We start from the raw sequence: 23,729 nt of genomic DNA, 5'->3' as shown, positions 1-23,729 counted from the left end.
GTCTTTCTTATCAGCTACATATGCGTTCCTTACTTACCCTAAGTCTGCTCTTTTCAGTATCAATAACTGCCATGACAGCAGTTGCTGCTGTCATCGAAATTCCCATCGAAACAAACCGGACAGCCCTTGTGTTGCGCGTCGACAATGACGGCCATCTGGTTATCATCCATCACGGAAAGAAACTGCAACAGGCGAGCGAATACAGCCGGTTGCGGGGCATAACGCACATAAACGAAGGCTATTCAGAGTTTTATAATGCCGCCTACACCCCCGCCGGGTCACGAAATTTGCTCGAACCAGCTATTCAGGCCACCCACGCCGATGGAAACCCCTCGCTCGATCTGGTATATGTTCGCCACGAAACGAAACCGGCCGGACAAGGACAGACGTTGACAACGGTGTTGCTAAAAGATCCGCAGTACCCGTTCGAGGTGACGCTGAATTTTCGGGCCTACCAGAATGAAGATGTGCTCGAAAGCTGGTCGACGATCCGGCATATGGAGAAGAAAGCCGTTCGCTTGCAGAAATACGCCTCGGCTAACCTGTACCTGTCGGCAAATCAGTATTACCTGACGCACTACCACGGCAACTGGGCCAGTGAGGTACGTCCCGAAGAGACGCAGCTCACGGCAGGTATGAAAGTGCTTGACAGCAAGCTGGGCACCCGTGCGCAGATGCTCCAGTCGCCTATGTTCATGCTTTCGCTGAATCAGCCCGCGCAGGAAGAACAGGGCGAGGTGCTCGCAGGTACGTTAGCGTGGTCGGGCAATTTCCAGTTCGCGTTTGAGCTTGACCCATATCACAACGTCCGGGTGCTGGCAGGAATCAACCCCTACGCATCGGAATACACCCTCGAACCGGGCCGCGACTTTACCACGCCCGCGCTGGTATACACGTTTTCTACCCAAGGAACCGGTGGCGCCAGTCGTAGCCTGCACCGCTGGGCCCGCAATCACCGTATTCCGCAAGGCAATGGCGATCGGCTCACGCTGCTCAACAACTGGGAAGCCACTCAGTTCGACTTCGATGAACCCAAACTGGTTGATCTATTTAAAGATGGCAAAAAACTTGGCGTCGATTTGTTTCTGCTCGATGACGGCTGGTTTGGCAACAACTTTCCGCGCAACAACGATAAAGCGGGTCTCGGCGATTGGCAGGAAAACAAGGCCAAACTTCCCCACGGAATCGGTTACCTGGTGAAAGAAGCTGAAGCAGCGGGTGTCAAGTTCGGCATCTGGATTGAGCCGGAGATGGTGAACCCGAAGAGTGATCTTTACACAAAACACCCCGATTGGGTGATCAAATTACCGAACCGCGAGAATGCGGTTTTCCGAAATCAGCAGGTTTTAGACTTGTCGAATCCGGCTGTTCAGGAGTTCGTTTACGGCGTTGTTGACGATCTGTTCACCAAAAATCCAAAATTGGCGTATATAAAGTGGGATTGTAACGCGGTGATCTACAATGCTTATTCATCGGTTAACCCCACAAGCCACCTGTACGTCGATTACGTGCGGGGCCTGTACAAAGTTCTGGATCGGCTGCGGACTAAATACCCAACTGTACCAATGATGCTGTGTTCGGGCGGCGGTGCGCGGGTCGATTATGGTGCGCTGAAGTACTTCACCGAATTCTGGCCCAGCGATAATACCAGCCCCAGCGAGCGGATTTTTATCCAGTATAATTATTCGATGTTCTTCCCGGCCATTGCTACCTGCAACCACATCACCAACTGGAGCAACGTACCTATCAAGTTCCGCACCGATGTGGCCATGATGGGCAAAATGGGGTATGATCTGGTGGTGAGCCATATGAAGCCCGATGAATTGACCTTCAGTCAGCAGGCACTCAAAAACTACGACCGCCTGAAGCCCGCCATTTACCACGGCGATCTGTACCGGCTTCAGCCGCCGTATGGCAACGACGTGGCTTCTATGTTATACGTGAGTGAAAAGCAGGACAAAGCGGTTCTGTTCTCTTACCTAATAAGCAATCGCTTCAAAGCGGGCAGCGACCTACCGACTATCCGGCTACGTGGCCTGCAACCCGATAAACGCTATACCGTTCAGGAAATAAACCTGATGCCCGGCGTAAAATCGCCCATCGACAGCACCATCAGTTATTCAGGCGATTTTCTAATGACGGTGGGCCTGAACCCGGCCGTCAGCGATCGGCGCACCAGCGTTGTGCTGGAGGTGACGGAGGCGGGGCGATAGAAGAATGGGTTGGCGTGGCTTCGCGCTGTAGGCCCTTCGACAGGCTCAGGGTGACACGACACATCCAGATGTTCATGACGATCTTGAGCGAGATTGTCACCCTGAGCCGGTCGAAGGGCCTACAGCACAAAGCCTACAGCGCGAAGCAATAAAACGTATGCTCTATTGCCTTACTAGCCGGACCAGCCACACTGGAACTTTACGTTCCCGGTGCGGATTCAACAGACGGATATAACCTTCAGTGAGAAACTGCTTGATTTGAACACGTCTACTTCTTCCAACGTACCTGAGTCAACGCCCCCCGCCGGATTACCCCGTCGGCTTAGCCTGGTGCAGGGAACAGCCCTGAACATGATCGACATGGTCGGGATTGGGCCATTTGTGGTGTTACCGCTCGTGATGAAATCCATTGGCGGGCCACATTTCCTGCTGGCCTGGGCGTTGGGCGCGCTGATCTCGATCATCGACGCGCTGGTCTGGTCGGAGTTAGGCGCGGCTTTTCCGCAGGCTGGCGGTAGTTATCAGTTCCTGAAAATCTCGTATGGCGATCAGAAATGGGGGAAGCTGTTCTCCTTTCTCTATGTCTGGCAAACGCTCATTCAGGCACCACTGGTGGTTGCCTCGGGAGCCATCGGTTTTGCGCAATACGCCTCCTATCTCTACCCACTCGACGAAGTCACGCGCCGGATCGTTTCCGGTACAGTCGTGCTGCTGGTCATTGCCCTGCTTTATCGCCGCATTGATGGCATTGGTCGTATCAGCGTATTGCTGTGGTTATGCGTACTGGGTACGATGGGCTGGTTGATCTTCGGCGGCTTATATTACGGAACGCGGTCGGTAGGTACGTTGCTCAGCGACGCCTGGACGTCAGCCGAAAGCGTTTCGCCTACCGTGCTGGCGGCGTCTATAGGCGTAGCATCGGTAAAGACAATTTACTGTTACCTGGGCTACTATAACATATGCCATCTGGGCGGCGAGATTCAGAAGCCGGAGCGAAATATTCCGCTGAGTATGTTCCTTTCTGTGATTGGCATTGCCGTCCTGTACGGAGCGCTGAACCTGAGCGTTGCCAGTGTATTGCCCTTTGAGAAGGCCGCCAACAGTCCCTTTATTGTCAGTACGATGGTCGAGGCGCTATATGGCAGCGGAGCGGCCAAATTTGCCACGTTGCTGGTGCTGGTTGTGGCCTTTTCGTCGCTCTTCGCCGTACTGCTGGGCTATTCGCGCGTTCCCTACGCAGCGGCAGCAGACGGGCAGTTTTTCAGTCTATTCGCGAAACTGCACCCCACCCGCGAATTCCCCTACATCTCGCTTCTTTTTCTGGGTGGACTAGCCTTCGTCTTCAGCCTGCTGTTCAAACTGGCCAACGTTATCACGGCTATTCTGGCTATGCGGGTCGTTATCCAATTCATTGGTCAGGCGGTGGGCTTACTTCTTTTACACCGAAAACGAACCGCCGATGGTAAGCTAGCCGTCAATTTTCCGTTCCGGATGCCGCTGTATCCGCTACCGGTCTTGCTGGTCATCGCCGTGTGGGGGTATATTTTTTATTCAACCGGACCCAAGTATATGCTCTCCGGCATGACTGTTACCGCACTGGGTACGGTTGCCTACCTGCTCATCGCCCGGGCGAGAAAGTGGTGGCCGTTTCGGTGAATCTTGCTTCGCGAAGCCATGCGCAAGCAACCTGACTCGCGAAGCAAGTTTCACCGAAACCCACAAAAAAAGCAGACCCATTGCTGAGTCTGCTTTGTATATAGGTACGTTGGTCTTATGCGGCCAGAACAGCTTCGGCAAGGACCAGCACGCGGTTGCGCAATACTTCTACCACGCCGCCATCAACGGTAAAGGTTTTCACCCCGCCCGATGTGGCAATGGTAACCGGCCCACGAGCCAGTGTGCTCACTAACGGCGCGTGATCGTTCAGCACCTGAAACTGACCTTCCGATCCCGGAAACGTCACCGACGAAGCCTCACCTGAAAATACCTTCCGGTCTGGGGTTATGATATCGAGTTGCATTTTTTTAAAGTTTTCTGTTTACCGTTTGCCGTTTACTGTTGCTTCGCTACCTCAACTACTTGGTTTAGGCAGCGCAACAGAAAACGGCAAACAGAAAACTGTAAACTACCTTATTGTCCTGCTTCTTTGATCAGACGCTCGCCTTTTTCAACGGCGGCTTCGATGTTACCAACCAGGTTGAACGCTGATTCGGGCAGGTGGTCATATTTGCCGTCGATGATCTCGTTGAAGCCTTTGATGGTTTCTTCGATAGGCACCAATACCCCTTTCAGACCGGTGAACTGCTCGGCTACGAAGAACGGCTGCGACAGGAAGCGCTGAACCCGACGGGCCCGGCTTACCACCAGCTTATCTTCTTCCGATAGCTCTTCCAGGCCAAGGATGGCGATGATATCCTGCAATTCTTTGTAGCGCTGCAGAATTTCTTTTACGCGTTGCGCCGTACCGTAGTGCTTCTCGCCCAGTACCTCGGCAGACAGAATCCGCGACGTAGAGTCGAGCGGGTCAACGGCAGGATAGATACCCAGTTCGGCTACTTTCCGGCTCAATACCGTCGTGGCGTCAAGGTGAGCAAACGTCGTTGCAGGGGCGGGGTCAGTCAAGTCATCGGCAGGTACGTATACGGCCTGTACGGATGTGATTGAACCACGCTTGGTCGACGTGATACGTTCCTGCATGGCGCCCATTTCGGTAGCCAGCGTGGGCTGGTAACCTACGGCCGATGGCATCCGGCCCAACAGAGCGGATACTTCTGAACCGGCTTGGGTGAAGCGGAAGATGTTGTCGATAAAGAACAGGATGTCGCGGCCTTCACCTTCGCCATCACCGTCACGGTAATATTCGGCGATCGTCAGACCAGACAGAGCCACACGGGCACGGGCTCCGGGGGGTTCGTTCATCTGACCGAACACGAACGTAGCCTGCGATTTCTTCAGCTCTTCGTAATCAACTTTGGTCAGATCCCAACCGCCTTCTTCCATGCTGTGTTTGAACGCGTCGCCGTATTTGATAATACCAGCTTCGATCATTTCGCGCATCAGGTCATTTCCTTCGCGGGTACGCTCACCTACACCAGCAAACACCGACAGACCTTCGTAGGCTTTGGCGATGTTGTTGATCAGTTCCTGGATCAATACGGTTTTACCAACACCGGCACCACCGAAAAGACCGATTTTACCACCTTTTACGTAAGGAGCCAGCAGGTCAATTACTTTGATACCCGTGTACAGTACTTCGGTCGACGTTGCCAGGTCTTCAAACCGGGGAGCAGCCCGGTGAATCGATGACCGACGCTCGTTTGGCAGTGCGCCCAACCCGTCGATAGGCTCGCCTACGACGTTGAACAGACGGCCTTTGATGGCTTCGCCGATAGGCATTGTGATGGGGCTACCCAGGTCAACCACGTCCATGCCGCGCTGCAAACCTTCGGTCGAATCCATCGCAATGGCGCGAACGCGATCTTCGCCAAGGTGCTGCTGGCACTCCATGATAACGACCTGGCCATCGGGCCGCGTTACCTTAAGGGCATCGAGAATAGCCGGAATCCGAGAGCCTTCTGCCTCGAAACTCACGTCTACAACCGGGCCAATCACCTGTGTGATCTTACCCGTATTGACTGCCGTTTCCGTAATCATTGGTATATGATAAATATGAAAAGTAAGAACCTATTTCAGCCCGCAAAAGTAGGAATAAAACCGCGTAATCACAAAGTTCATTCGATAGGTCGGTGAAGCAGTCGCGGCCCTAAACTTATTGTGCAAAAGGTTTTTAGGCCTTTTCACGCCGAAATCCGTGATTTATGGTTTTTGGACAAAAACAAGGTTGACACTCATCGCCTTTTACCCCCAACCCCCTGAAGGGGGCTAAAGCTCCGCTAGGTGATGTTGCAGCGCAGTAGCCCCCTTCAGGGGGTTGGGGGTCTACGCCGTTGCAGGCTGAGCAACAAAAAACGCCCGCCTCTGAACCAGAAGCGGGCGTTTTTCCAGAAAGTCAGGTACGTTATACCGTGACTGGTTGTGGCTGGGCTTGCGCCTGAACCAGTTCAACGTCCGGTTTCGACTGGTCGTCGAGGGTGACACGGCCGCGCTCTTTGCGAACGATCCGCGAGTAGAGCGACACTTCCTGGCTGAAGAGGAACATGAACAGCAGTTTCACATATGAAGTATGATACTTCAATGATTCGTAGTACTCAGGCGCTGTTTTTTTCAATTGCGGCAGCTTATTCCAGGGTACCGACGGGAAATCGTGGTGCTCGTTGTGGAACCCTACGTTCAGGTTCACGCTGTTCAACTGGCCATAATAGCTGTACGTTTCCTGCTCGGGATCGAGGGTCAGGTAGTGCTCCTGAATCCAGCGGGCGCCCAGTGGGTGCAGACCAACCGAGAAGAACAGACACATCACCATGAAAGCCAGCGCTTTCCAGCCGAAAAAGACGACGATCAGTACGTCGAACACGAGTTGAACCACTACATTGGCCACTACCCACTTGTCAATCACGGCCAGTTCGATGCAGCGGAGGGTGCGAATACCCTGAAAGATCGGGAACAGCAACAGCCAGATGGCTTTGCCGATAGCGTAGTTGTTGATCAGTTTCGCTTCGTACCAGTCGGGCAGATCGGCATCAAGTTCGTGAACACCCTGGAAAGCGTGGTGCTTGATGTGGAAGTTCTTGAACGAAATAGCCGTTGGAAATACCGTTGGCAGGTTGGCAAAAATACCCGTCCAGACGTTGGCGGCGGGTTTACGAAAAATCAGGTTGTGGGCCGCTTCGTGAATACAGATAAACAGCGTATGCGCCGGAAACGCACCAATGAACCAGGCCGCCGCAACAACCATCCACCAGGGTTGATCACGCAGGAACCAGGCCATTGTAATGATCATGGCTACGCAGCCAAGCGCCACCCAAAACGTAGTAGGATTTTTTTGCCCAATCAGTTTTTTCACCTCCGGGTGGGCTTTCATGATCTGCCGCGTACGCATCCGGTGCGGCTCCGACTTGGTTGAATACGTAAAATCGTTAATGAGTGTTGCCATGTTCTGTTTGCTGAATTCAAGGTCGGTAAAGCCGACTATGCTGTTTTGTTCTGTTACGGACTGACAAAAATAAACAGAATTGAGTGCCACTCAACGCCTATTTATCATTTGTATACATGATGCCCATCATTTTAAGATGCAGTTAATAAAAAAGACGACTCATCTACATGGCTTATGCTTGCTTTTGCTGCATTGTTTTTGCGCCAGCGCAAAACAACGCAGGTCCCAAAAAAAGACGTACCCGCCAGCAGCAGGTACGTCTATCGATTGATTCGTAATCAACAAAATATAGAAGAGTGTGACGACGTGCTGAGCACGCCGGGGATTTTACAGTGTAAAGGCATAGCCTACTGACACGCCCACGCTACGGTTCCGCACAGGCAGGTTAACAAGGGGCACTTGCAGTTGGCGGGTCAGGCCGTAGTCGTACCGAGCTTCAACAAAAAACTTGCCAGCTCCCATCTCGGCCGACAGGCCCAGACCACCAACGGCGCTGATATCCCAGGGATTGAGTGTGTTACCGAAATCAAGGTCAACGTCCATGTTTTGTGTCGTAAACAGCGCTGTAGCCCGAGTGCGAATACGGCCGTCGAAGCTATAGCCAACCGCTGGCCCACCAAAAACGTAAGGCTGAACGGGGCCATCGGTCAGGTTCGCTTTAATGAGCAAACCCGTTTGGATCGACTGCGTTTGGTAGGCTACCCGGGCGCCAATGGGAATATCGATGATGCCGAGATCGAGGCTGGTTCCTTCGCGGAGCACAAATCCCTTTTGAACGTACCCAACCTCGGGCCGGAACGACACCCGGTTACTCAGCGGAATATCGAGGAAGATAGCGCCGGCTGGACCAGGCGACAGCTCGGGCTGAACAGGCAGATTTTTCAGCAGGGATGGCTCTGAGACTGTGCTCCAGTTTGCACCGCCCCGAAACCCAACCTGCACCTGGGCAAAGGATGACGAGCTAACAAAAAGAGAGGCTACAGTGAAGGCAGAGCCGAGAAGAGCGTTTACGAGCTGAGTTTTCATGATCAATAAGGCGTTTGAACTATGTGCGTCCCGATGGGTTGTGAAAAGGTAAATCGGAAAGTAGAAGCGCGTTTTGTGGTTATTTGTAGCTTGGATAGCGAGACGTACCTGAAGGATTAATGCCGGTTGGAAAATTTTTTCAGGAAGCCAATTCCATTTCCTTTGCGCGTCCTTTTGATTTTATATTGTACTTTTCCCCGAAAACATTGATACTACTCCCAGAATCAGCGTTTTACCTCCGTTGTTATGCGTTACATTAAACCCACTCGCTTTAGCTACCTGCCTAAACCCCTTGATCGGCTTGATTTCATTGGTCTGTTCGAGTGCGATCCGTTTGGCAACTGGCTGCTGTTCAGGCGGATAATCATAGCAGCGGTGGGCTGGTTTACTTATTTTCGCTACACGACGGTTAACCGTATTAAGATCGAAGGGACAGAGCATCTTGAGAATTTGCCGATCAATAACGTCCTGTTTCTATCGAATCATCAGACCTATTTCGCCGATGTTATTGCCTTCTTTCATGTGTTCTGCGCTGTGAAATGGGGCTTTAAAGACACCATTCTACCCCCCATGTATTTGCTGGCTCCCCGCGCCCGGCAGTATTACGTAGCGGCCAGCGAAACCATGCAGAAAGGCATTCTGGCTAAGATTTTTGCCCTTGGCGGTGCCCTCACCATCGAACGTTCGTGGCGGGCCGATGGCCGCGAAGTGCAGCGCAGTGTCGACTCGTCGGCAGTCGATAAGATTCAGGTAGCGTTGAAACACGGATGGGTCGTGAGCTTCCCGCAGGGAACAACCAAGCCTTTCGCCCCCATCCGAAAAGGAACGGCTCATTTAATCATGGCCAACGATCCTATCGTCATCCCGGTGGTCATCAACGGGTTCCGGCGGGCGTTTGACAAGAAAGGGTTACGCTTCAAAAAGCGGAACACACAACTATCCATCCGCTTCAAAGCCCCATTGATTATCGGCCCTGGCGAAAGCGTAGAGGAGATTGTCGAGAAAGTCAGGAAGGCCATCGAGCAGGATATCCCCGAACGGATGGATTGGGTACAGGGAAAAGAAGGGTGATTTTCAAACCTGTAAGGTCTCAAAAAGACCTTACAGGTTTGGCTTTTGCAACCCTTTCAGCCTGATCGAGGTCTTGCAGGTACGTTATTTTTCACAAAACAAGTTATGAAAACGCTCCTGACATCTCTGAGTCTAGCCTGCCTGATGGGGTGCTCCCGAAACGCAGTAGAACCCGCAGGTGACTGTATGCCAAAAGCCAATACCAGTTGCGTCTGCACACAGCAATACGATCCCGTATGCGGTTGCGACGGACGGACCTACGGCAATGCCTGCGAAGCGGCCTGCGCTGGCGTGGCGTACACGAAAGGGGCCTGCGCGGGGAAGTAGCGCCAAAGCTACAGTTTCGGCGCTACGACATTAGCTACGTCTGAATATTCCCTACGTTGAACGCCTTTGTGATGGGCGCGTGGTTGGCGGCTTCAATACCGGTCGAGATATACCGGCGGGTATCGAGTGGATCAATCACGGCATCGACCCAGAGGCGGGCAGCGGCATAGTAGGGTGAGAGTTGGGCGTTATACTGATCGGTAATCTTCTGCAATAATGCCTGCTCGTCTTCCGGCGTAATGGTTTCGCCTTTGGCTTTCAACGACGCCACCTGAATCTGCAACAGCGTTTTTGCCGCCGATGCCCCACTCATCACGGCCATCTGGGCGGTGGGCCAGGCAATCATCAGCCGGGGATCGTAGGCGCGTCCGCAGAGGGCGTAATTACCGGCACCGTAGCTGTTTCCGACTACGATGGTGAACTTGGGCACCACCGAATTAGCCATCGCGCTGACGAGCTTGGCCCCGTCTTTAATGATGCCGCCCTGCTCGGCCCGGCTGCCAACCATAAAGCCCGTGACGTCCTGAATAAACACCAGCGGAATCTTTTTCTGGTTGCAGTTCATAATAAACCGGGCCGCTTTGTCGGCCGCGTCACCGTAGATCACGCCGCCCATTTGCATCTCGGTAGCCGCCCCGCCGGGCGTGCTACCTCCCAGCGCAGCCCGCACTTTTGCCTTCACCACTTTTCGCTGATTGGCCACGATTCCCACCGCCCAACCATCGATGCGGGCGTAGCCGCAGAGCAGCGACTGGCCGTAATCGGGCTTGTACGGGTCAAAATCAGAGTTATCGATGAGCCGATCAATGATCGTCTGCATGTCGTACGGCTTCACCCGGTCTTGCGGCAATAGGGTGTAGATCTCGGTTGGGTCGGCGGTAGGCGGCGCGGGCGTGGCGCGATTAAAACCGGCGGTTTCGGTACGCCCCGTTTTGTCAAGAATTCTTCGGATAGCGTCGAGGCAGCTTTGATCATCGGGGTATTTGTTGTCGATTACGCCCGAAATTTCCGTGTGCATGGCCGCTCCGCCCAATGTTTCGGCGCCAACATCTTCACCAATCGACGATTTTACGAGGTATGGACCGGCTAGAAAAATGGAGCCGGTTCCCTCCACAATGAGCGCTTCGTCTGACATGATGGGCAGGTACGCGCCGCCCGCCACGCAGCTACCCATAACGGCGGCGACCTGCAACACACCCATTGCCGACAGGTGCGCATTATTCCGAAACATGCGTCCGAAATGGTCCCTATCGGCGAAGACTTCGTCTTGCAGCGGCAGGTACACACCGGCACTATCTACCAGGTAAATAATGGGCAGGTGGTTCTCCATAGCTATTTCCTGTGCCCGGAGATTCTTTTTGGCCGTAATCGGAAACCAGGCTCCGGCTTTCACCGTGGCATCATTCGCGACGATCACGCACAACCGCCCGGATACGTACCCAAGCCCCGTGACCACACCGCCCGACGGACAACCGCCGTGTTCGGCGTACATGCCATCGCCCGCGAACAGGCCAATTTCAAGAAATTGAGTCTCGGGATCAATCAGGTACGTTACTCGCTCGCGGGCGGTCAGTTTGCCTTTTTTGTGCTGATCGTCCAGCTTTCTCTTGCCACCGCCGAGCTGGGTACGTACGGTTTGCTGTGTTAATTTGTCGAGAAGAAGTTGCATGAATAATGGAGTGTGTACCGTTGGCGGTAGCATCTAAACGGCGAATATCGGCTAGTTGTTGTCAAAGCAATGAATCACCCTTCTTACTCTACACCGGTTAAAGACGATTCCTGCTTAATTGATCAATCGATTGAGTAACTTCAATTTATAGCGTTAATTTGTGGTTTAACACATCACATCGACTTTGGGCAAATAGTCGTATGTTATGTTTACTGACAAATGCGCCAAACCGCTACATATCGTATTACCGTGGCCCGGCTCCTGCTGCTGGTTCAGCTCTTCATGCTGACCAACGCCGTGGTGTTTCGGCATGCCCACCGGCTGCCCGACGGTACGATTGTCGTTCATGCGCACCCGTTCCTGCCCAAGGCCCTTGGCGGCCCCGGCTCGGACCCCGTTCAGCCGAATAACCACAGCAAGCAACAACTGATCTGGCTTGATGCCATGACCGATGTGGCCTATCCGTTCGCGGAGCCCACGTTCTTCACGTTTCAGGCGCCCGATCAGCCACTGCTGCCCGCCCCTACGTCGGCCATTCACGCGCAGGTACGTTGGGCAACATTCACCTGTTTTTCACATCGAGGACCACCGTTGGGATAATTGGCGTAACCCCTAACCCCCTGAAGGGGGCTAAGGCTTCGCCGGAGGTAAGCTTGCGTCAGCTTTAGCCCCTTCAGGGGGTTGGGGGTTACGCTATTTCTCGCAACGTTTTCACTGTCCTTATGAAGATTTTACTCCTCATGGTGGCCTGTCTCGGGCTGCCTGTTTCTGTTTGTTTTGCCCAAAATAGTTTGTCCGGCCGTGTCACGCATGGTGAGTCGGGCGAGGCCGTGATTGGCGCGGCCATTTACCTGCCCGACCTGCGCCTCGGAGCTACCACTGACCTCGACGGGGCCTACCGCCTTACCAACCTGCCCACAGGTACGTTCACGGTGCAGGTCAGTTACATTTCGCACAAAACGCTGATTAAAAGCGTAACCGTGAACGCAGCGACAACGCAGGATTTCACGATGGAAAATGCCTCGCAGATGCTGGAAGAAGTCATCGTGTCGGGGGCTTCAACCAAAACGATTATCCGCGAAAGTCCGGTTCCGATTGCCGCCATGTCGCAACTACGGCTGATGCAGCAAAGCTCCACAAACCTGATCGACGCCGTATCGAAATTGCCGGGCATGTCGCAGGTAACCACGGGTGCGGGGCTGAGTAAGCCCATCATTCGGGGGCTGGGCTTTAACCGGGTCATTACCATGCACGACGGTATTCGGCAGGAAGACAACCAGTGGGGCGAAGAGCACAGCATTCAACTCGACGAATATTCGATTGACCGCTACGAAGTGATTCGCGGAGCCGGTAGCCTGATGTACGGCTCCGACGGGCTGGGCGGGGTGGTTACAGCCCTGTCGCCGCGGCCGGTTGAGGAAGGCAAAATTCGGGGGCGTGTACTCACCAGTTACCAGAGCAACCACGGGCTGCTGGGAGCCTCGGTGCAGGCGGCAGGCAACCAGAGCGGCTTTGTGTGGCTGGGAACGGCGTCGACCAAATCGGCGGGAAATTACCAGAACCGGGCCGATGGGCGCGTTTACGGTTCCAACTACGCCGACATTCTTGACCTCAGTGGGTACGTTGGCCTGAACAAACGGTGGGGCTACTCGCGGTTGTATTTCCTCAGAACAGAACAGCGGTTCAACATCATCAACGGCACCCGCGACGTCAGAACCGGCCGATTTACCACAGCCTCTATTTTAGGAAATGGCGACGTGGCTGATCGGCCCGTGACGGATGACGAACTCACGAGCAGGGCGTTTTTACCGTTCAATTCGCAACGGCTGGTGAATGCCAAAATCTCGCTCAACAACCTGTTTCAATTCAGCAACAGCGGTTCGTTGACGGTCAATCTAAGCTATGCCCGCAACCGTCGCGACGAGTTTGCCGACGTGTTGCGCCCCAATCAGGCGCAATTGGGCCTGTTTCTGTACACCAACTACTACGATGTCCGCTACAACTTTCCGACGAAAAACAACCTGGAAATTACCGTCGGTAGCAACGGTATGCAGCAGTCGCTCGACAACCAGGGTTATCAGGCGTTATACCCCAACTACAACCTGTTCGACAACGGCGAGTTTGTGTTCCTCAAGAAGAACATCGGCAAGCTGAAGATCAGCGGCGGCGCCCGGTTCGATATTCGTTTGCTCAGCATCGGTGCGCTGTATCTCGACTCCGAAGGGGCCTTCCAGGTACGTTCGCAGGGGCCGGGCAGCCAGCGATTTAGCGGGGCCGACAAAACATATCGCAACGTATCGGCCAGCCTCGGCGGGGTGTATTCGGTAACCGACAAGCTCAACGTCCGCATCAACGCCTCGCGCGGATTCCGGGCACCAACCGTCCCCGAACTATCGTCGAATGGGGTACACGCAGGTACGTTCCGGTACGAGATCGGGAAGCTCGACGCCGTGCCGGAAGTGGCGTATCAGGGTGATTTAGGCCTTACTTACGAAAGCAAGAACTGGTATGTCGATCTAAGTTTGTTTCAGAACAGTATTCAGAACTACATCTATTCGGAACGGGTACTGAACCGGGCCGGCACCGACTCGCTGTTCCAGGGCAACGTACCTGTGTTCCGCTACGCGCAGGGCGATGCCCGTCTGCGTGGGCTTGAAGGCATGGTGACCTATAATCCGGCGGCGGCGCGGTGGTTCAGCATTACACAAACTTACTCGTCGGTATTCGGGCGGAACCTCTCGGCCATTACCGATGATGCGCAGTTTTTGCCGTTCATGCCCGCTCCACGCTGGGTCACGCAGCTCCGCCTCACCCGCGACCGGATTGGCAACCGTTTCCGTAATCTGTATGCGACAATGGACGTTGAAGTCACGCAGACGCAGGACCGCTTCCTGGCCGCCTCGAACACCGAAACGGCCACGCCGGGTTACACGCTGGTGCATATCGGTGCCGGTGGCGACATTACAGGTAACCGCAAACAGACGCTCTTCTCGGTTTACTTCTCGACCACTAATCTGTTCGATGTGATCTATCAGGCCCACCAAAGCCGCCTGAAATACCTCGACCGAAACAATGCAACCGGCCGCATCGGCGTGTTTAATCTGGGAAGGAATGTGAGCCTGAAGGTGGTGGTGCCGTTCTGAAAATAGACAAAATGCTTCCCTTTTGCCGCTACCTTATTACTTATCAGTAGATTGATTGCCCAATCCTGCTAATGTGACCATGACTGAAGGACGTTCAAACCTGTCTAGCGAAAAGTTGCCTGTAGACGACTCAGAAAAATGGCCAATTTGGAGACGCAATACGTTACTGATGAGCTAATTAAAGAGTATTTGGCCGACACTTCTGAGGCGTATCACGACGTGTTCAGGCAGTTAGCCTTGTGTGATCGAGGGGTAGATTCAACGGAATAGCACTGCGCTCATCCCCGTCTGAACGTTACCCTACATGCACTTGTTTTGCTCACCGGAAGGCGTCCCCTACCTTTACAGACGCTTTTCGTATGAAGAGCTTATTAACGACGAACCATGTTTGTTACCCTAATGAAATCGAAGTTGCACCGCGTGAAAGTCACTCAGGCTGAGTTGAACTACGTGGGCAGCATCACCATCGACGAAGACCTGATGGACGCTGTGGGTCTGCTGGAAAACGAGCAGGTGCATATCGTAAACAATAACAACGGCGAACGACTCATTACGTATGTCATTAAAGGTGAGCGCGGTACGGGTATCATTTGCCTCAACGGAGCCGCCGCCCGGCGTGCCCAACCCGGCGACATCATCATCATTATTTCGTACTGCATGCTAACCGACGAGGAGGCTAAAACGCACAAACCGATGGTTGTTTTCCCCGACGAAAACAACCGGTTAGTAACCGGAGGGCAAGCCGCAAGGGGGTAAATTTTAAGTTTAAAGTTCAATGTCTAAGGTTTAATGTTGCTCCGCTAAACTCATAATCCGAGGCCATAGCAACGCAACATTGGGCCTTAGACATTGAACCTTTAGACTACTTTTCTATGAAGAACATTCTTACCTACGCCATTTCCCTCGCTGTGGCCGGGGGGCTTCTCTGGTTTGTCTTCAAAGACATTGACCTCAACGCCATGTTCGCCGCTCTCGGTCAGGCCAATCTGGTCTGGGTTGGGGTTTATGCCGTGATCGCCATGCTGTCGCACTGGAGCCGGGGCGTGCGCTGGAGTTTACTGCTCGAACCCGTAGTGGGTCATCGCCCGTCGCAGGTCGATTCAACGCTGGCGGTGATGACGGGCTATTTTGCCAACCTGCTCATTCCCCGCATGGGCGAAGTAACCCGCTGCGGCACCATGAACCGGCTCGAAGGCATACCGGTCAACGTAAGTTTTGGTACAGTCGTGGCCGAACGCATTTTCGACGTACTGATGCTGCTCGTTATCATTGGCCTCACGCTCGTGCTGGAATTTACCCGTCTCAGCGATCTGGTCTTTGGCCTGTTTGCGGGTAAAGGAGGAACGGGTAGCCGCACAGGCCTTTACCTCTTTCTGGCCGCAGCCATCGGCGGGGCCGTGGTGGCCTGGTTCATGTACAACAAATACAAAGAAGTACTACGACGTAATGCGCTGTTTGTCAAAGTAGAAACGTTTGCTCTGGGCCTTGTCGATGGGCTACTGAGCGTCCGTAAGCTCCGTCAGCCGGGCCTGTTTATCTTCCATACGCTGCTGATCTGGACGCTCTATTACCTGACCATGTACGTCCTGTTCTTCGCCATGCCCCAAACGGCAAACCTCGGTCCGGTGGCGGCGCTGACGATCCTGATGATGGGCACCATTGGTATGGCCGCCCCCACGCAGGGCGGTTTAGGTGCCTTCAATATCATGGTAGGTTCGGCGCTGGTCATTTACGGACTTACCCAGCAGGATGGTCAAACGCTGGCCACACTGATGCTGCTTTCGCAATGGGCCGTAGTGATTGTCTTCGGCGGCTTGTCTTTCCTGATCGTTCTGAGCCGCCGCAGAAAAGCGGGGGCCGAGGTGGGTACATCGCCAGTTAGTGCAGAATAGCCTTTCAACGTACCTGACATGACTTCCCAAAAAATTGTTTCCCGCGATAAAGCGGCGGCGCAGGTACGTGCCTGGCATGCTGAGGGGCAACGCGTTGTTTTTACCAACGGTTGCTTCGACATCGTGCATCTTGGCCATATCGATTACCTCGAAAAAGCCCGTGCCCTGGGCGATAAACTTGTGCTGGGTTTAAACACCGACGCGTCGGTCAGTTGCCTTAAAGGGCCACTGCGCCCGGTGGTGAATGAGCAAGCCCGCGCCCGCCTGATGGCCGCCCTGCAATTCGTGGATCTGGTCACGCTCTTTGGCGAACCAACCCCGCTGGAACTGATCGAAACCCTGCGGCCCGACGTGCTGGTGAAAGGTGATGACTACACTGTTGCCACCATTGTTGGGGCCGATTTCGTGTTAGGCAATGGTGGCCGCGTTGAAACCATCGCGCTGGTTCCCGGTTATTCTACCAGCTCCCTGATCCAGAAAATAGTTGAGGCCTACGGTTGACTATCGGTGCCTGGTCTGGATGAATGGTTGCCCAATTGGCACATTTTTCGGCCTGTTGCTGTTTTATTTGTAGGTAGCCAGATCAGTGCCCGAATCGACACAGGATTTAACTATCTTCCACTAAACTAACTCGAAGACCATGCCTGGTGCATACATTTTAATGATTATCCTGTTCCTTGTGGGCCTGTTTGTACAGTGGCGTCTCAAGAGCAAATTCACTGAATACTCGCAGATTGCGCTCAGCAGCGGCCTTACCGGTGCTGAAGTTGCGCAGAAAATGCTGTACGAAAACGGCGTAACCGACGTGCGGGTATTGTCTGTTGACGGCCAACTCACCGACCACTATAACCCGCAGGACAAAACCGTAAACCTCTCGCCCGACGTGTATCACGGCCGGAGCGTCATGGCGGCGGCCGTGGCGGCGCATGAATGCGGGCACGCGGTGCAGCATAAGGTGGCTTATGGTCCGTTGCAGTTCCGGTCGGCTATTGTGCCGTTTGTCAGTGTGTCGTCGCGGTATATGCAATGGATTTTACTGGCCGGCATCCTGATGATTAACAGCACGCTATTGCCATTACAGATCGGCGTCGCTCTGTTTGCCGTCACTACGCTCTTCACGTTCATTACGCTGCCCGTTGAGTTCGACGCCAGCAAACGAGCCTTAGCCTGGATCGAAAGCCGGGGTGTAGTGTCGCCACGTGAATATGGTATAGCCAAAGACGGGCTGAAATGGGCCGCCATGACTTATGTGGTTGCTGCCCTTAGTTCATTGGCTACGTTGCTCTACTACGTGAGCATCCTGAACGGCCGCAGCCGCGATTAACCGATTTCGTTCTTTTCAAAAGCCAGGTGCAGCAACGTACCTGGCTTTTTTTATGGCTCTTTTGCGGCTTACTTCGTAGCAAACGTACCTGATCTCTTCATGCTAGCCACTGCAAATCGCTTCACTCTACTACGGTTACTGCTTTGTCTGCTGATCGTACCAGGTCAGTTGGCCTGTGGGCAGAACGTACCCGCGCTAACCACAAGCACCGCTACCGGCCCCACCACCTGGCTAACGGGCGATGCGGCAGACGTAACGGCGGTAACCTCGCCCGGACTCTTACTGGCTGGTGGCAGTACCGATGTGGCCGAGGCCATGCGCTGGTTCCTTAAAAAGTCGGGTGGGGGGGATGTGGTGATTTTGCGCGCCAGTGGGGCCGACGGCTATAACACGTACCTGTACGCAACGCTGAGCGAAACAGTCAATTCAGTCGAAACAATCATGCTCAATTCGGCTGAATGGGTCAATGACGAAGCCGTTGCGCAAAAAATCAGGAACGCAGAAGCGCTGTTTATTGCAGGTGGCGACCAGGGCAACTACGTGAAGTATTGGAAAGACTCGAAGGTGGAGGAGGCGATCAATTATCTTATCAATACCAAGAAAGTACCCGTAGGCGGCACCAGTGCCGGTTGCGCCATTCTCGGCCAGATCTATTACCCCGCCTTCAACGAAAGCCTGACTTCCGCCGAAGCCCTGAGCGACCCGTACCACGCGAATCTGATGCTGGGCCGCAGTGACTTCATCAACGCCCCCTTTATGGCCAATACCGTCACCGATACGCACTTCGCCCAGCGCAATCGTCAGGGTCGACTCGTAGCTTTTCTGGCCCGGATGCGTACCGACTGGAATGTGACCGGACGAGGCATTGGCATAAGCGAAAAAACGGCGGTTGGTATTGAGCCGACTGGCATGGCAACGGTCTTTGGCTCAGGCGTCGCCTATTTCATTACTCCGTCCGGTGCCAGCGGCCCTGAACAATGTGCAGTTGGAAAACCGCTGGTGTGGTCGGCCAACAAAAAGGCAATTCGCGTGACAGAAATACAAGCCACAGGGACGTTCAACCTGAACACTTGGGCCATTCCAGCGGGGAGCCAGGTTAAGTATTGGTACGTGGAAGATGGCATATTGCAGATGCAGCCTTGATATTCGCTGGCTTACTTAGGCGCCGTCGTCACTCGCCGCAGGCAAGCGACAACGGAAACACATGCGCAAAGCCGACCCCGAAATACATCACTACTTCACCTCCCAAATCGTCGCGCTCATCGCGGGCACTGATACAGGTTGGCTCAACGTCTGCGTCTGGCCCGTCAGCGCATTTTTAACCGTTTGGTGGCCATCCAGCATCTCTTTGTACCTGGTCATCTCCAGCGATTTAGCGTCGGTGCTCTTGTTCATCACGACCATGACCTTGCGCGCGTTGTTGTAGCGGAAATAGACGTATACTCCATCGGAAGGGGCAAAATGGCGGGTATCGCCGTTGGCAATGACCGGATTGACTTTGCGCCAGTTCAGCAACTGTTTAGTATACGTTTGCATAGCCTGCTGATTGGCAGTCAGCCTGTTACCTGTAAAGGCGTTCGTAGTGTCGCCCGGCCAGCCACCGGGGAAATCGGAGCGAATCAGGCCATCCACTTTATGATGCCCGGTGTTCTCCATCAGAATTTCGGTGCCGTAATAAATCTGCGGAATACCACGTATAGTCAGCAGGTAGGTCAGGGCCATTTTGGTTAAATCAACGTTGTTGTTAAGCTGCGTGAACAGCCTGTCCATATCGTGATTATCCCCCATAACAAGCATATTTTTTGGGTCGGCATACACAAAGTCATTCGCTAAGCCCTCATAGAGTTTGGTGATTCCCCTGCCCCAGGTTTCCGGTTCGGTCAAGGCTTGAACCAAAGCTTCCTGCATCGGGAAATCCATAATGGTGGTCAGGCAGCTTTGGTAGCCATCGCGGTTTTGTTTGCCCCGTTGCCAGTACGATGTGATGAGCGGATTCACGCTCCACTCCTCCCCTACCATGCTGAAATTCGGGTACTCGTCCATAATCCGGCAACTCCATTTAGTCAGGAACGCCTTGTCGGAATAGCCGTACGTATCCTGCCGAACGCCACCCAACTGTAGGGTCTCAATCCACCAGATGGTGTTCTGGATCAGGTAGTTGGCCATCCATTCATTTTGGGCGTTCATATCGGGCATTGTCCGGTCGAACCAGCCGTTAGTCATCAATTTTTTGTCATACCTGGCGGCATACAAATCCTGATTTACGGTACGTCGATGGTTGGTAATGGTGAGCGTATCGGGATAGTTAAGCCAGTTTTTAAACGGCAAATCACCCATCCACCAATAGCCTGTACCGATGTGGTTTAGCACCTCGTCATAAATCAGTTTGATGCCTTTCTGCCGGGCTTTGGCGGCCAGTTCTTTGTAGTCGTCGAGGGTTCCATAACGCGGGTCAACTTTATAGTGATTCGTGATCGAATAGCCATGATACGAATAAGCCGCCATGTTGTTTTCGAGCAGGGGTGTGGGCCAGATAGCCGTGTAGCCCATGTCGGCAATGTAATCGAGGTGATTGATGATACCGCGCAAATCGCCCCCGTGCCGACCTCCGGCGAGACGGCGGTTGATGGTCGTTTCTTTCATTCCCGCCACCACGTCGTTGGTCAGGTCGCCATTAGCAAAACGGTCGGGGACAATCAGATAGATAACATCGGCAGGCGTAAATCCTTTAAACTGAGCGGCATCCTGCTGGCGAGCCAACAAGGTATACGTGGCCGTCGAGACCACTTTACTCCCTTTCCTGAATTGAATCGGGAAGCTGCCGGGCCGGGTGGTTTTGGCAATGCGGATATCTACGAAGAGGTAGTTTTTACTGTCGGCCTTCGTGACCTTTTTTACCGTCACGCCCGGATGGCTGATTACAGGCGTAGTTTCACCGATGGCCTCGCCCTGAATCATTAGTTGCACGTCAGGGTTTTTCAGGCCCACCCACCAGTTCAGTGGTTCGATACGCTGGGCAAACAGGGCGGAACTGGCAATGACAATCAGGAGAATAGCAGCAATAAACCGGCGTATAGTCATAGGTGAGGGGTTTTAAGGTAATGCATTAATGGTTGTCGTTTCAAGCGTTTTTGTCATTCCTCCTGCCGTCGGGATGGCAAAAACGGCATTCAAAATATGGCATCTCAAAAGGTAACCTGCCGCAGAATCGTCTTGGCAACGGGCACTAAGCGGATGGGTTCTATGGCCTGTGTTTTGTCGTTTTTAGCTTTTATCTCAATCGTCGAGTTCAGGTACGTTGCCGGGCTATCCGTAACGTACCTGTACGTGGCCGGGTTTGTCGACTTGTATTTCAGATCGGCAAAACCCGCTACCGGAAACGTTTTGGCAACCGTTTCTTCCGCCTCAATCGGGTGTGCGTAGATCAGCGGGCCGTAGCTGAAATACGTCTCTTTGTCGGCAAAGGTATGGGTTACAACCGCTGTTTCGTAGGCCAGCCGCACAACCGTTTCGCCCGCTTTGATGGCCATGTTCAGGTAACCGTTTTCGGCTTTATACGCTAGGTTACAGGTCGCCGTTTCAACCCAGTCGGGCTGCCTGATTTTTAGCGTAAAAGGTTTCTGCGCCTTGATGGTGAACATGAAACTGGTCTGATACGGGTAGTCTGTACTTTCCTGAATCTGAACCGTATTATTTCCCAGATTAGTCGTCAACTGGCAGGGGCCGAGCAGGTTGGCCACCAGTCCATCCGTATCTTTCATCCACATCGCCTGTACGTAATAGGGCGCAATCCGGCCAGCGTTGGGCACGCAACACACGGCCGCATCCTGATGAGCGGGCGAGTACTTGTAACGGGTCTGTCTGGGATCACCAGCCCCGTTTCGCATACCAGTCATCTCGTAGGAATTGTCTGTTTTCAAGTACGCGATGCTGCTTTTCTCCGGGTGCCTTGCGCCCTGAGCGGCATTGAAAAACAGGCGTTCGATCTGGTCGGTGTAGGCGGCGTTGCCCGTCTTTTGCAACAGCATCGAATAGCTGTGCAGCAGTTCATGTAGCGAACAGTATTCATAGCCCGTCTGCGTGGCATCGGCGTCTTGCCGGGTAATCCACTCATCGCCGATAGGCGCACCCGTCGGCGTAGTCAGTCGAACGATCCGTTGCTGATAGCGATCCAGCGCCTGCTTTAACTGCGCATCGCCCGACGCCCAGTAAGCTACCGTCAGCGGGCGCAGGTGCTCATAACTGTGAACGCCGTGGCCGTGCATCAAGTAGCTATCATTCAGAATATTACCAAGCTGAACATCCGTTTCTGAGACCGTATTCTTCGAGTAGTCGGTATACAGAAACAGGGCATAGTCGAGGTACTTGCGGTTGTTGGTAAGTTGGTATAACCGATCCAGTACGTCGGTGAATACCAGACCGTGGCTGAGGCCTGCAAACGGCTTTTCGGCTTTAAACGGCGACGATTGATTAATGGGGTAATTGACCATCACGTTGTCTACGGCCTTCAAAACCGCCTGCCACGTTTTAGGGTCTTTGGTCAGTTCATAATAACCGAGCAGCACCCGCAACAGCGTGGCTTTGGCCCATAGTTCGCCGTTTTCGCCCGTGAGTTTATAGCGCAGGTCAGGCGCATACACACCCAGGTAACCGTCGGCATCCTGCGTCGATAGAATCTTGCCGATATACGCTTTGGCCCGTTTCTGCGTCGGCACGTCACCCGCCAAAAACGCCTGCCGAACGAACCCGTCCCGCCAGTTCGACTGGGTTTCGCTGTTCCACCACAATATCTGCACATCGTTTGCCCCCAGGCCCAGCGCCCCTACGTCTTTCGTTTTTATGGCTTTGGTGAGCCGGTCCTTCCCGTAGATATCGTCGTTCACGATCAGGTCGGGAACCAGGCGGTCGAGGTTACCGACAAATCCCTGCAAATCGTGCTGCATCTGGGCTTTGATCCAGCCTGTTGGTTTCACATCACCGAGGGGCAACAACTGGTATTTTTCGCGTACCGGCGACTGCGCCGATAGCGGATTCATGCCTGCCACAAAAGCAGCGACGAGTACGTACCTGACTAGCTTGTTCATGGGCTATTTCGTCAATAAAAATTCGAGTGGAATCGCCAGCCGCCCACGCCACGACTTTTCGCTATGGTCATTGCCGGGAAAATAGCGGGTTACCCAGTTGGTCGTCGTATACCCTTTCGCCTTCATCACTACGTCGACCTTTTTCTGCAACGACGGATAAAGGGCGTCCAGCGTCTGATCGCCGTAATCGAAGTAGAGTTTATGGCTTTTGCGATCAGGCAGTTTCGCGTTCAGGTAGCTCACAAACGCATCGGGAATCGGGTTATTTTCCAGCGAAAAAACACCGGGCCAGTGCGTAGACAGGCAGGCGGCCCCACCAAAAACAGCCGGATATTCACAGATGGCATACATGGAAATGAGCCCGCCCATGCTGCTTCCCGCCACAAACGTATGCGCCCGGTCGGTATAAACGCTGTATTTCCGGTCGATGCCGGGCTTCAGTTCCGTCACTAGAAATTTTAGGTACGCATCTGAATTGGGCTGAAAGGCTTCCACTGTTCGACCCGCACCCTGCAATTGCTTAGTCACAAACGCCTGTTGCTCACTGGTCAGCAACGCATAGGCTTTTTGCGGAAAGTAATTGGCGTGTCGGTTCTTTCCATCGTTCCAGATGCCCACCACAATAAAGTCCTGCACCTGATGGATCGCCAGCAGCTTTCCGGCCACTTCGTCAACTTCCCAGCTTTGATGGTTCCAGGTGGTAGCCGAATCAAACAGCATCTGCCCATCGTGCATATACAGCACGGCGTACTTCTTCGTGGCTGTGTACCCGTCTGGCAACCAGATATCTACCGTTCTCGGATTGACAAATTTCGACGGAAAATCAGCCAGCCGTTCGATCGTTCCCGACGAAACGTGTATCGGTGATTGCCCGGCGGCAGAAACGGCGTAGCAGAAGAATAAGAGAAAACTCAGGAAGCGATGCAT

General features: G+C 53.6%; 19 protein-coding genes. 11 read left to right on the top strand and 8 right to left on the bottom strand.

What is annotated here, in order from left to right; translation table 11 throughout:
* Window positions 1–71 precede the first annotated feature (71 nt).
* Both ACFE8Q_RS02970 and ACFE8Q_RS02965 read left to right on the top strand, forming a co-directional pair.
* Complete coding sequence (locus ACFE8Q_RS02970) at window positions 72–2,213, top strand: alpha-galactosidase (protein ID WP_375443863.1); 2,142 nt, start codon at window positions 72–74, stop codon at window positions 2,211–2,213.
* A gap of 258 nt (window positions 2,214–2,471) precedes the next feature.
* On the top strand, window positions 2,472–3,869 hold the full coding sequence (locus tag ACFE8Q_RS02965) for an APC family permease (protein WP_375443862.1): 1,398 nt from the start codon (window positions 2,472–2,474) through the stop codon (window positions 3,867–3,869).
* Window positions 3,870–3,984: 115 nt separating this feature from the next.
* Here the strand turns inward: ACFE8Q_RS02965 and atpC are convergent, their stop codons facing one another.
* The 4 genes from atpC to ACFE8Q_RS02945 all read right to left on the bottom strand — a co-directional run bounded on the left by atpC (window position 3,985) and on the right by ACFE8Q_RS02945 (window position 8,292).
* Window positions 3,985–4,233: an ATP synthase F1 subunit epsilon gene (gene atpC / locus ACFE8Q_RS02960; protein WP_085411989.1), complete on the bottom strand. Its 249-nt coding sequence runs from the start codon at window positions 4,231–4,233 to the stop codon at window positions 3,985–3,987.
* Window positions 4,234–4,343: 110 nt separating this feature from the next.
* Window positions 4,344–5,867, bottom strand: coding sequence for a F0F1 ATP synthase subunit beta (atpD, locus tag ACFE8Q_RS02955; RefSeq protein WP_375443861.1), 1,524 nt, complete (start codon window positions 5,865–5,867; stop codon window positions 4,344–4,346).
* Between the two features lie 364 nt (window positions 5,868–6,231).
* Window positions 6,232–7,266 (bottom strand): fatty acid desaturase, encoded by a 1,035-nt coding sequence (locus ACFE8Q_RS02950; RefSeq protein WP_375443860.1) that lies wholly within the window; start codon window positions 7,264–7,266, stop codon window positions 6,232–6,234.
* A gap of 327 nt (window positions 7,267–7,593) precedes the next feature.
* The gene (locus ACFE8Q_RS02945; RefSeq protein ID WP_375443859.1) at window positions 7,594–8,292 is read right to left on the bottom strand and encodes a porin family protein; all 699 of its coding nucleotides are present in this window, start codon (window positions 8,290–8,292) and stop codon (window positions 7,594–7,596) included.
* A gap of 246 nt (window positions 8,293–8,538) precedes the next feature.
* Between ACFE8Q_RS02945 and ACFE8Q_RS02940 the strand changes: the two genes are divergently transcribed.
* Window positions 8,539–9,363, top strand: coding sequence for a lysophospholipid acyltransferase family protein (locus ACFE8Q_RS02940; protein WP_375443858.1), 825 nt, complete (start codon window positions 8,539–8,541; stop codon window positions 9,361–9,363).
* A gap of 186 nt (window positions 9,364–9,549) precedes the next feature.
* Window positions 9,550–9,690 carry a Kazal-type serine protease inhibitor domain-containing protein gene (locus ACFE8Q_RS02935; protein ID WP_375443857.1) on the top strand — a complete coding sequence of 47 codons (141 nt, stop codon included), beginning with the start codon at window positions 9,550–9,552 and terminating at the stop codon, window positions 9,688–9,690.
* Between the two features lie 34 nt (window positions 9,691–9,724).
* On the opposite strand, the gene ACFE8Q_RS02930 is transcribed toward ACFE8Q_RS02935, so the two are convergent.
* Window positions 9,725–11,359 carry an acyl-CoA carboxylase subunit beta gene (locus ACFE8Q_RS02930; protein ID WP_375443856.1) on the bottom strand — a complete coding sequence of 545 codons (1,635 nt, stop codon included), beginning with the start codon at window positions 11,357–11,359 and terminating at the stop codon, window positions 9,725–9,727.
* Window positions 11,360–11,578: 219 nt separating this feature from the next.
* On the opposite strand from ACFE8Q_RS02930, the gene ACFE8Q_RS02925 reads away from it, so the two are divergent.
* The 7 genes from ACFE8Q_RS02925 to ACFE8Q_RS02895 all read left to right on the top strand — a co-directional run bounded on the left by ACFE8Q_RS02925 (window position 11,579) and on the right by ACFE8Q_RS02895 (window position 18,861).
* On the top strand, window positions 11,579–11,959 hold the full coding sequence (locus ACFE8Q_RS02925; RefSeq protein WP_375443855.1) for a hypothetical protein: 381 nt from the start codon (window positions 11,579–11,581) through the stop codon (window positions 11,957–11,959).
* Window positions 11,960–12,081: 122 nt separating this feature from the next.
* Window positions 12,082–14,502 carry a TonB-dependent receptor gene (locus ACFE8Q_RS02920; protein WP_375443854.1) on the top strand — a complete coding sequence of 807 codons (2,421 nt, stop codon included), beginning with the start codon at window positions 12,082–12,084 and terminating at the stop codon, window positions 14,500–14,502.
* A gap of 384 nt (window positions 14,503–14,886) precedes the next feature.
* The gene (gene panD / locus ACFE8Q_RS02915; protein WP_375443853.1) at window positions 14,887–15,258 is read left to right on the top strand and encodes an aspartate 1-decarboxylase; all 372 of its coding nucleotides are present in this window, start codon (window positions 14,887–14,889) and stop codon (window positions 15,256–15,258) included.
* Between the two features lie 116 nt (window positions 15,259–15,374).
* The gene (locus ACFE8Q_RS02910; RefSeq protein ID WP_375443852.1) at window positions 15,375–16,394 is read left to right on the top strand and encodes a lysylphosphatidylglycerol synthase transmembrane domain-containing protein; all 1,020 of its coding nucleotides are present in this window, start codon (window positions 15,375–15,377) and stop codon (window positions 16,392–16,394) included.
* Between the two features lie 18 nt (window positions 16,395–16,412).
* Entirely contained in the window at window positions 16,413–16,895 is a 483-nt protein-coding gene (gene rfaE2, locus ACFE8Q_RS02905) for a D-glycero-beta-D-manno-heptose 1-phosphate adenylyltransferase (RefSeq protein ID WP_375443851.1), read from the top strand.
* 139 nt (window positions 16,896–17,034) lie between these two features.
* Window positions 17,035–17,718 (top strand): zinc metallopeptidase, encoded by a 684-nt coding sequence (locus ACFE8Q_RS02900; protein WP_375443850.1) that lies wholly within the window; start codon window positions 17,035–17,037, stop codon window positions 17,716–17,718.
* A 99-nt stretch (window positions 17,719–17,817) separates the two neighbouring features.
* Window positions 17,818–18,861: a cyanophycinase gene (locus tag ACFE8Q_RS02895; protein WP_375443849.1), complete on the top strand. Its 1,044-nt coding sequence runs from the start codon at window positions 17,818–17,820 to the stop codon at window positions 18,859–18,861.
* 90 nt (window positions 18,862–18,951) lie between these two features.
* On the opposite strand, the gene ACFE8Q_RS02890 is transcribed toward ACFE8Q_RS02895, so the two are convergent.
* From ACFE8Q_RS02890 to ACFE8Q_RS02880, 3 genes are all read right to left on the bottom strand, one after another.
* Window positions 18,952–20,799, bottom strand: a complete 1,848-nt coding sequence (locus tag ACFE8Q_RS02890; protein WP_375443848.1) for a glycoside hydrolase family 13 protein — start codon at window positions 20,797–20,799, stop codon at window positions 18,952–18,954.
* A 104-nt stretch (window positions 20,800–20,903) separates the two neighbouring features.
* On the bottom strand, window positions 20,904–22,802 hold the full coding sequence (locus ACFE8Q_RS02885; RefSeq protein WP_375443847.1) for a beta-L-arabinofuranosidase domain-containing protein: 1,899 nt from the start codon (window positions 22,800–22,802) through the stop codon (window positions 20,904–20,906).
* A 3-nt stretch (window positions 22,803–22,805) separates the two neighbouring features.
* On the bottom strand, window positions 22,806–23,729 hold the full coding sequence (locus tag ACFE8Q_RS02880) for an alpha/beta hydrolase (RefSeq protein WP_375443846.1): 924 nt from the start codon (window positions 23,727–23,729) through the stop codon (window positions 22,806–22,808).

The sequence above is a fragment of the uncultured Fibrella sp. genome (assembly GCF_964250085.1).
In the GTDB taxonomy this organism is placed as follows: Bacteria; Bacteroidota; Bacteroidia; order Cytophagales; family Spirosomataceae; genus Fibrella.
Note: the sequence above shows the minus strand (reverse complement) of the source record. Positions and strands in the feature narration are given on the sequence as shown.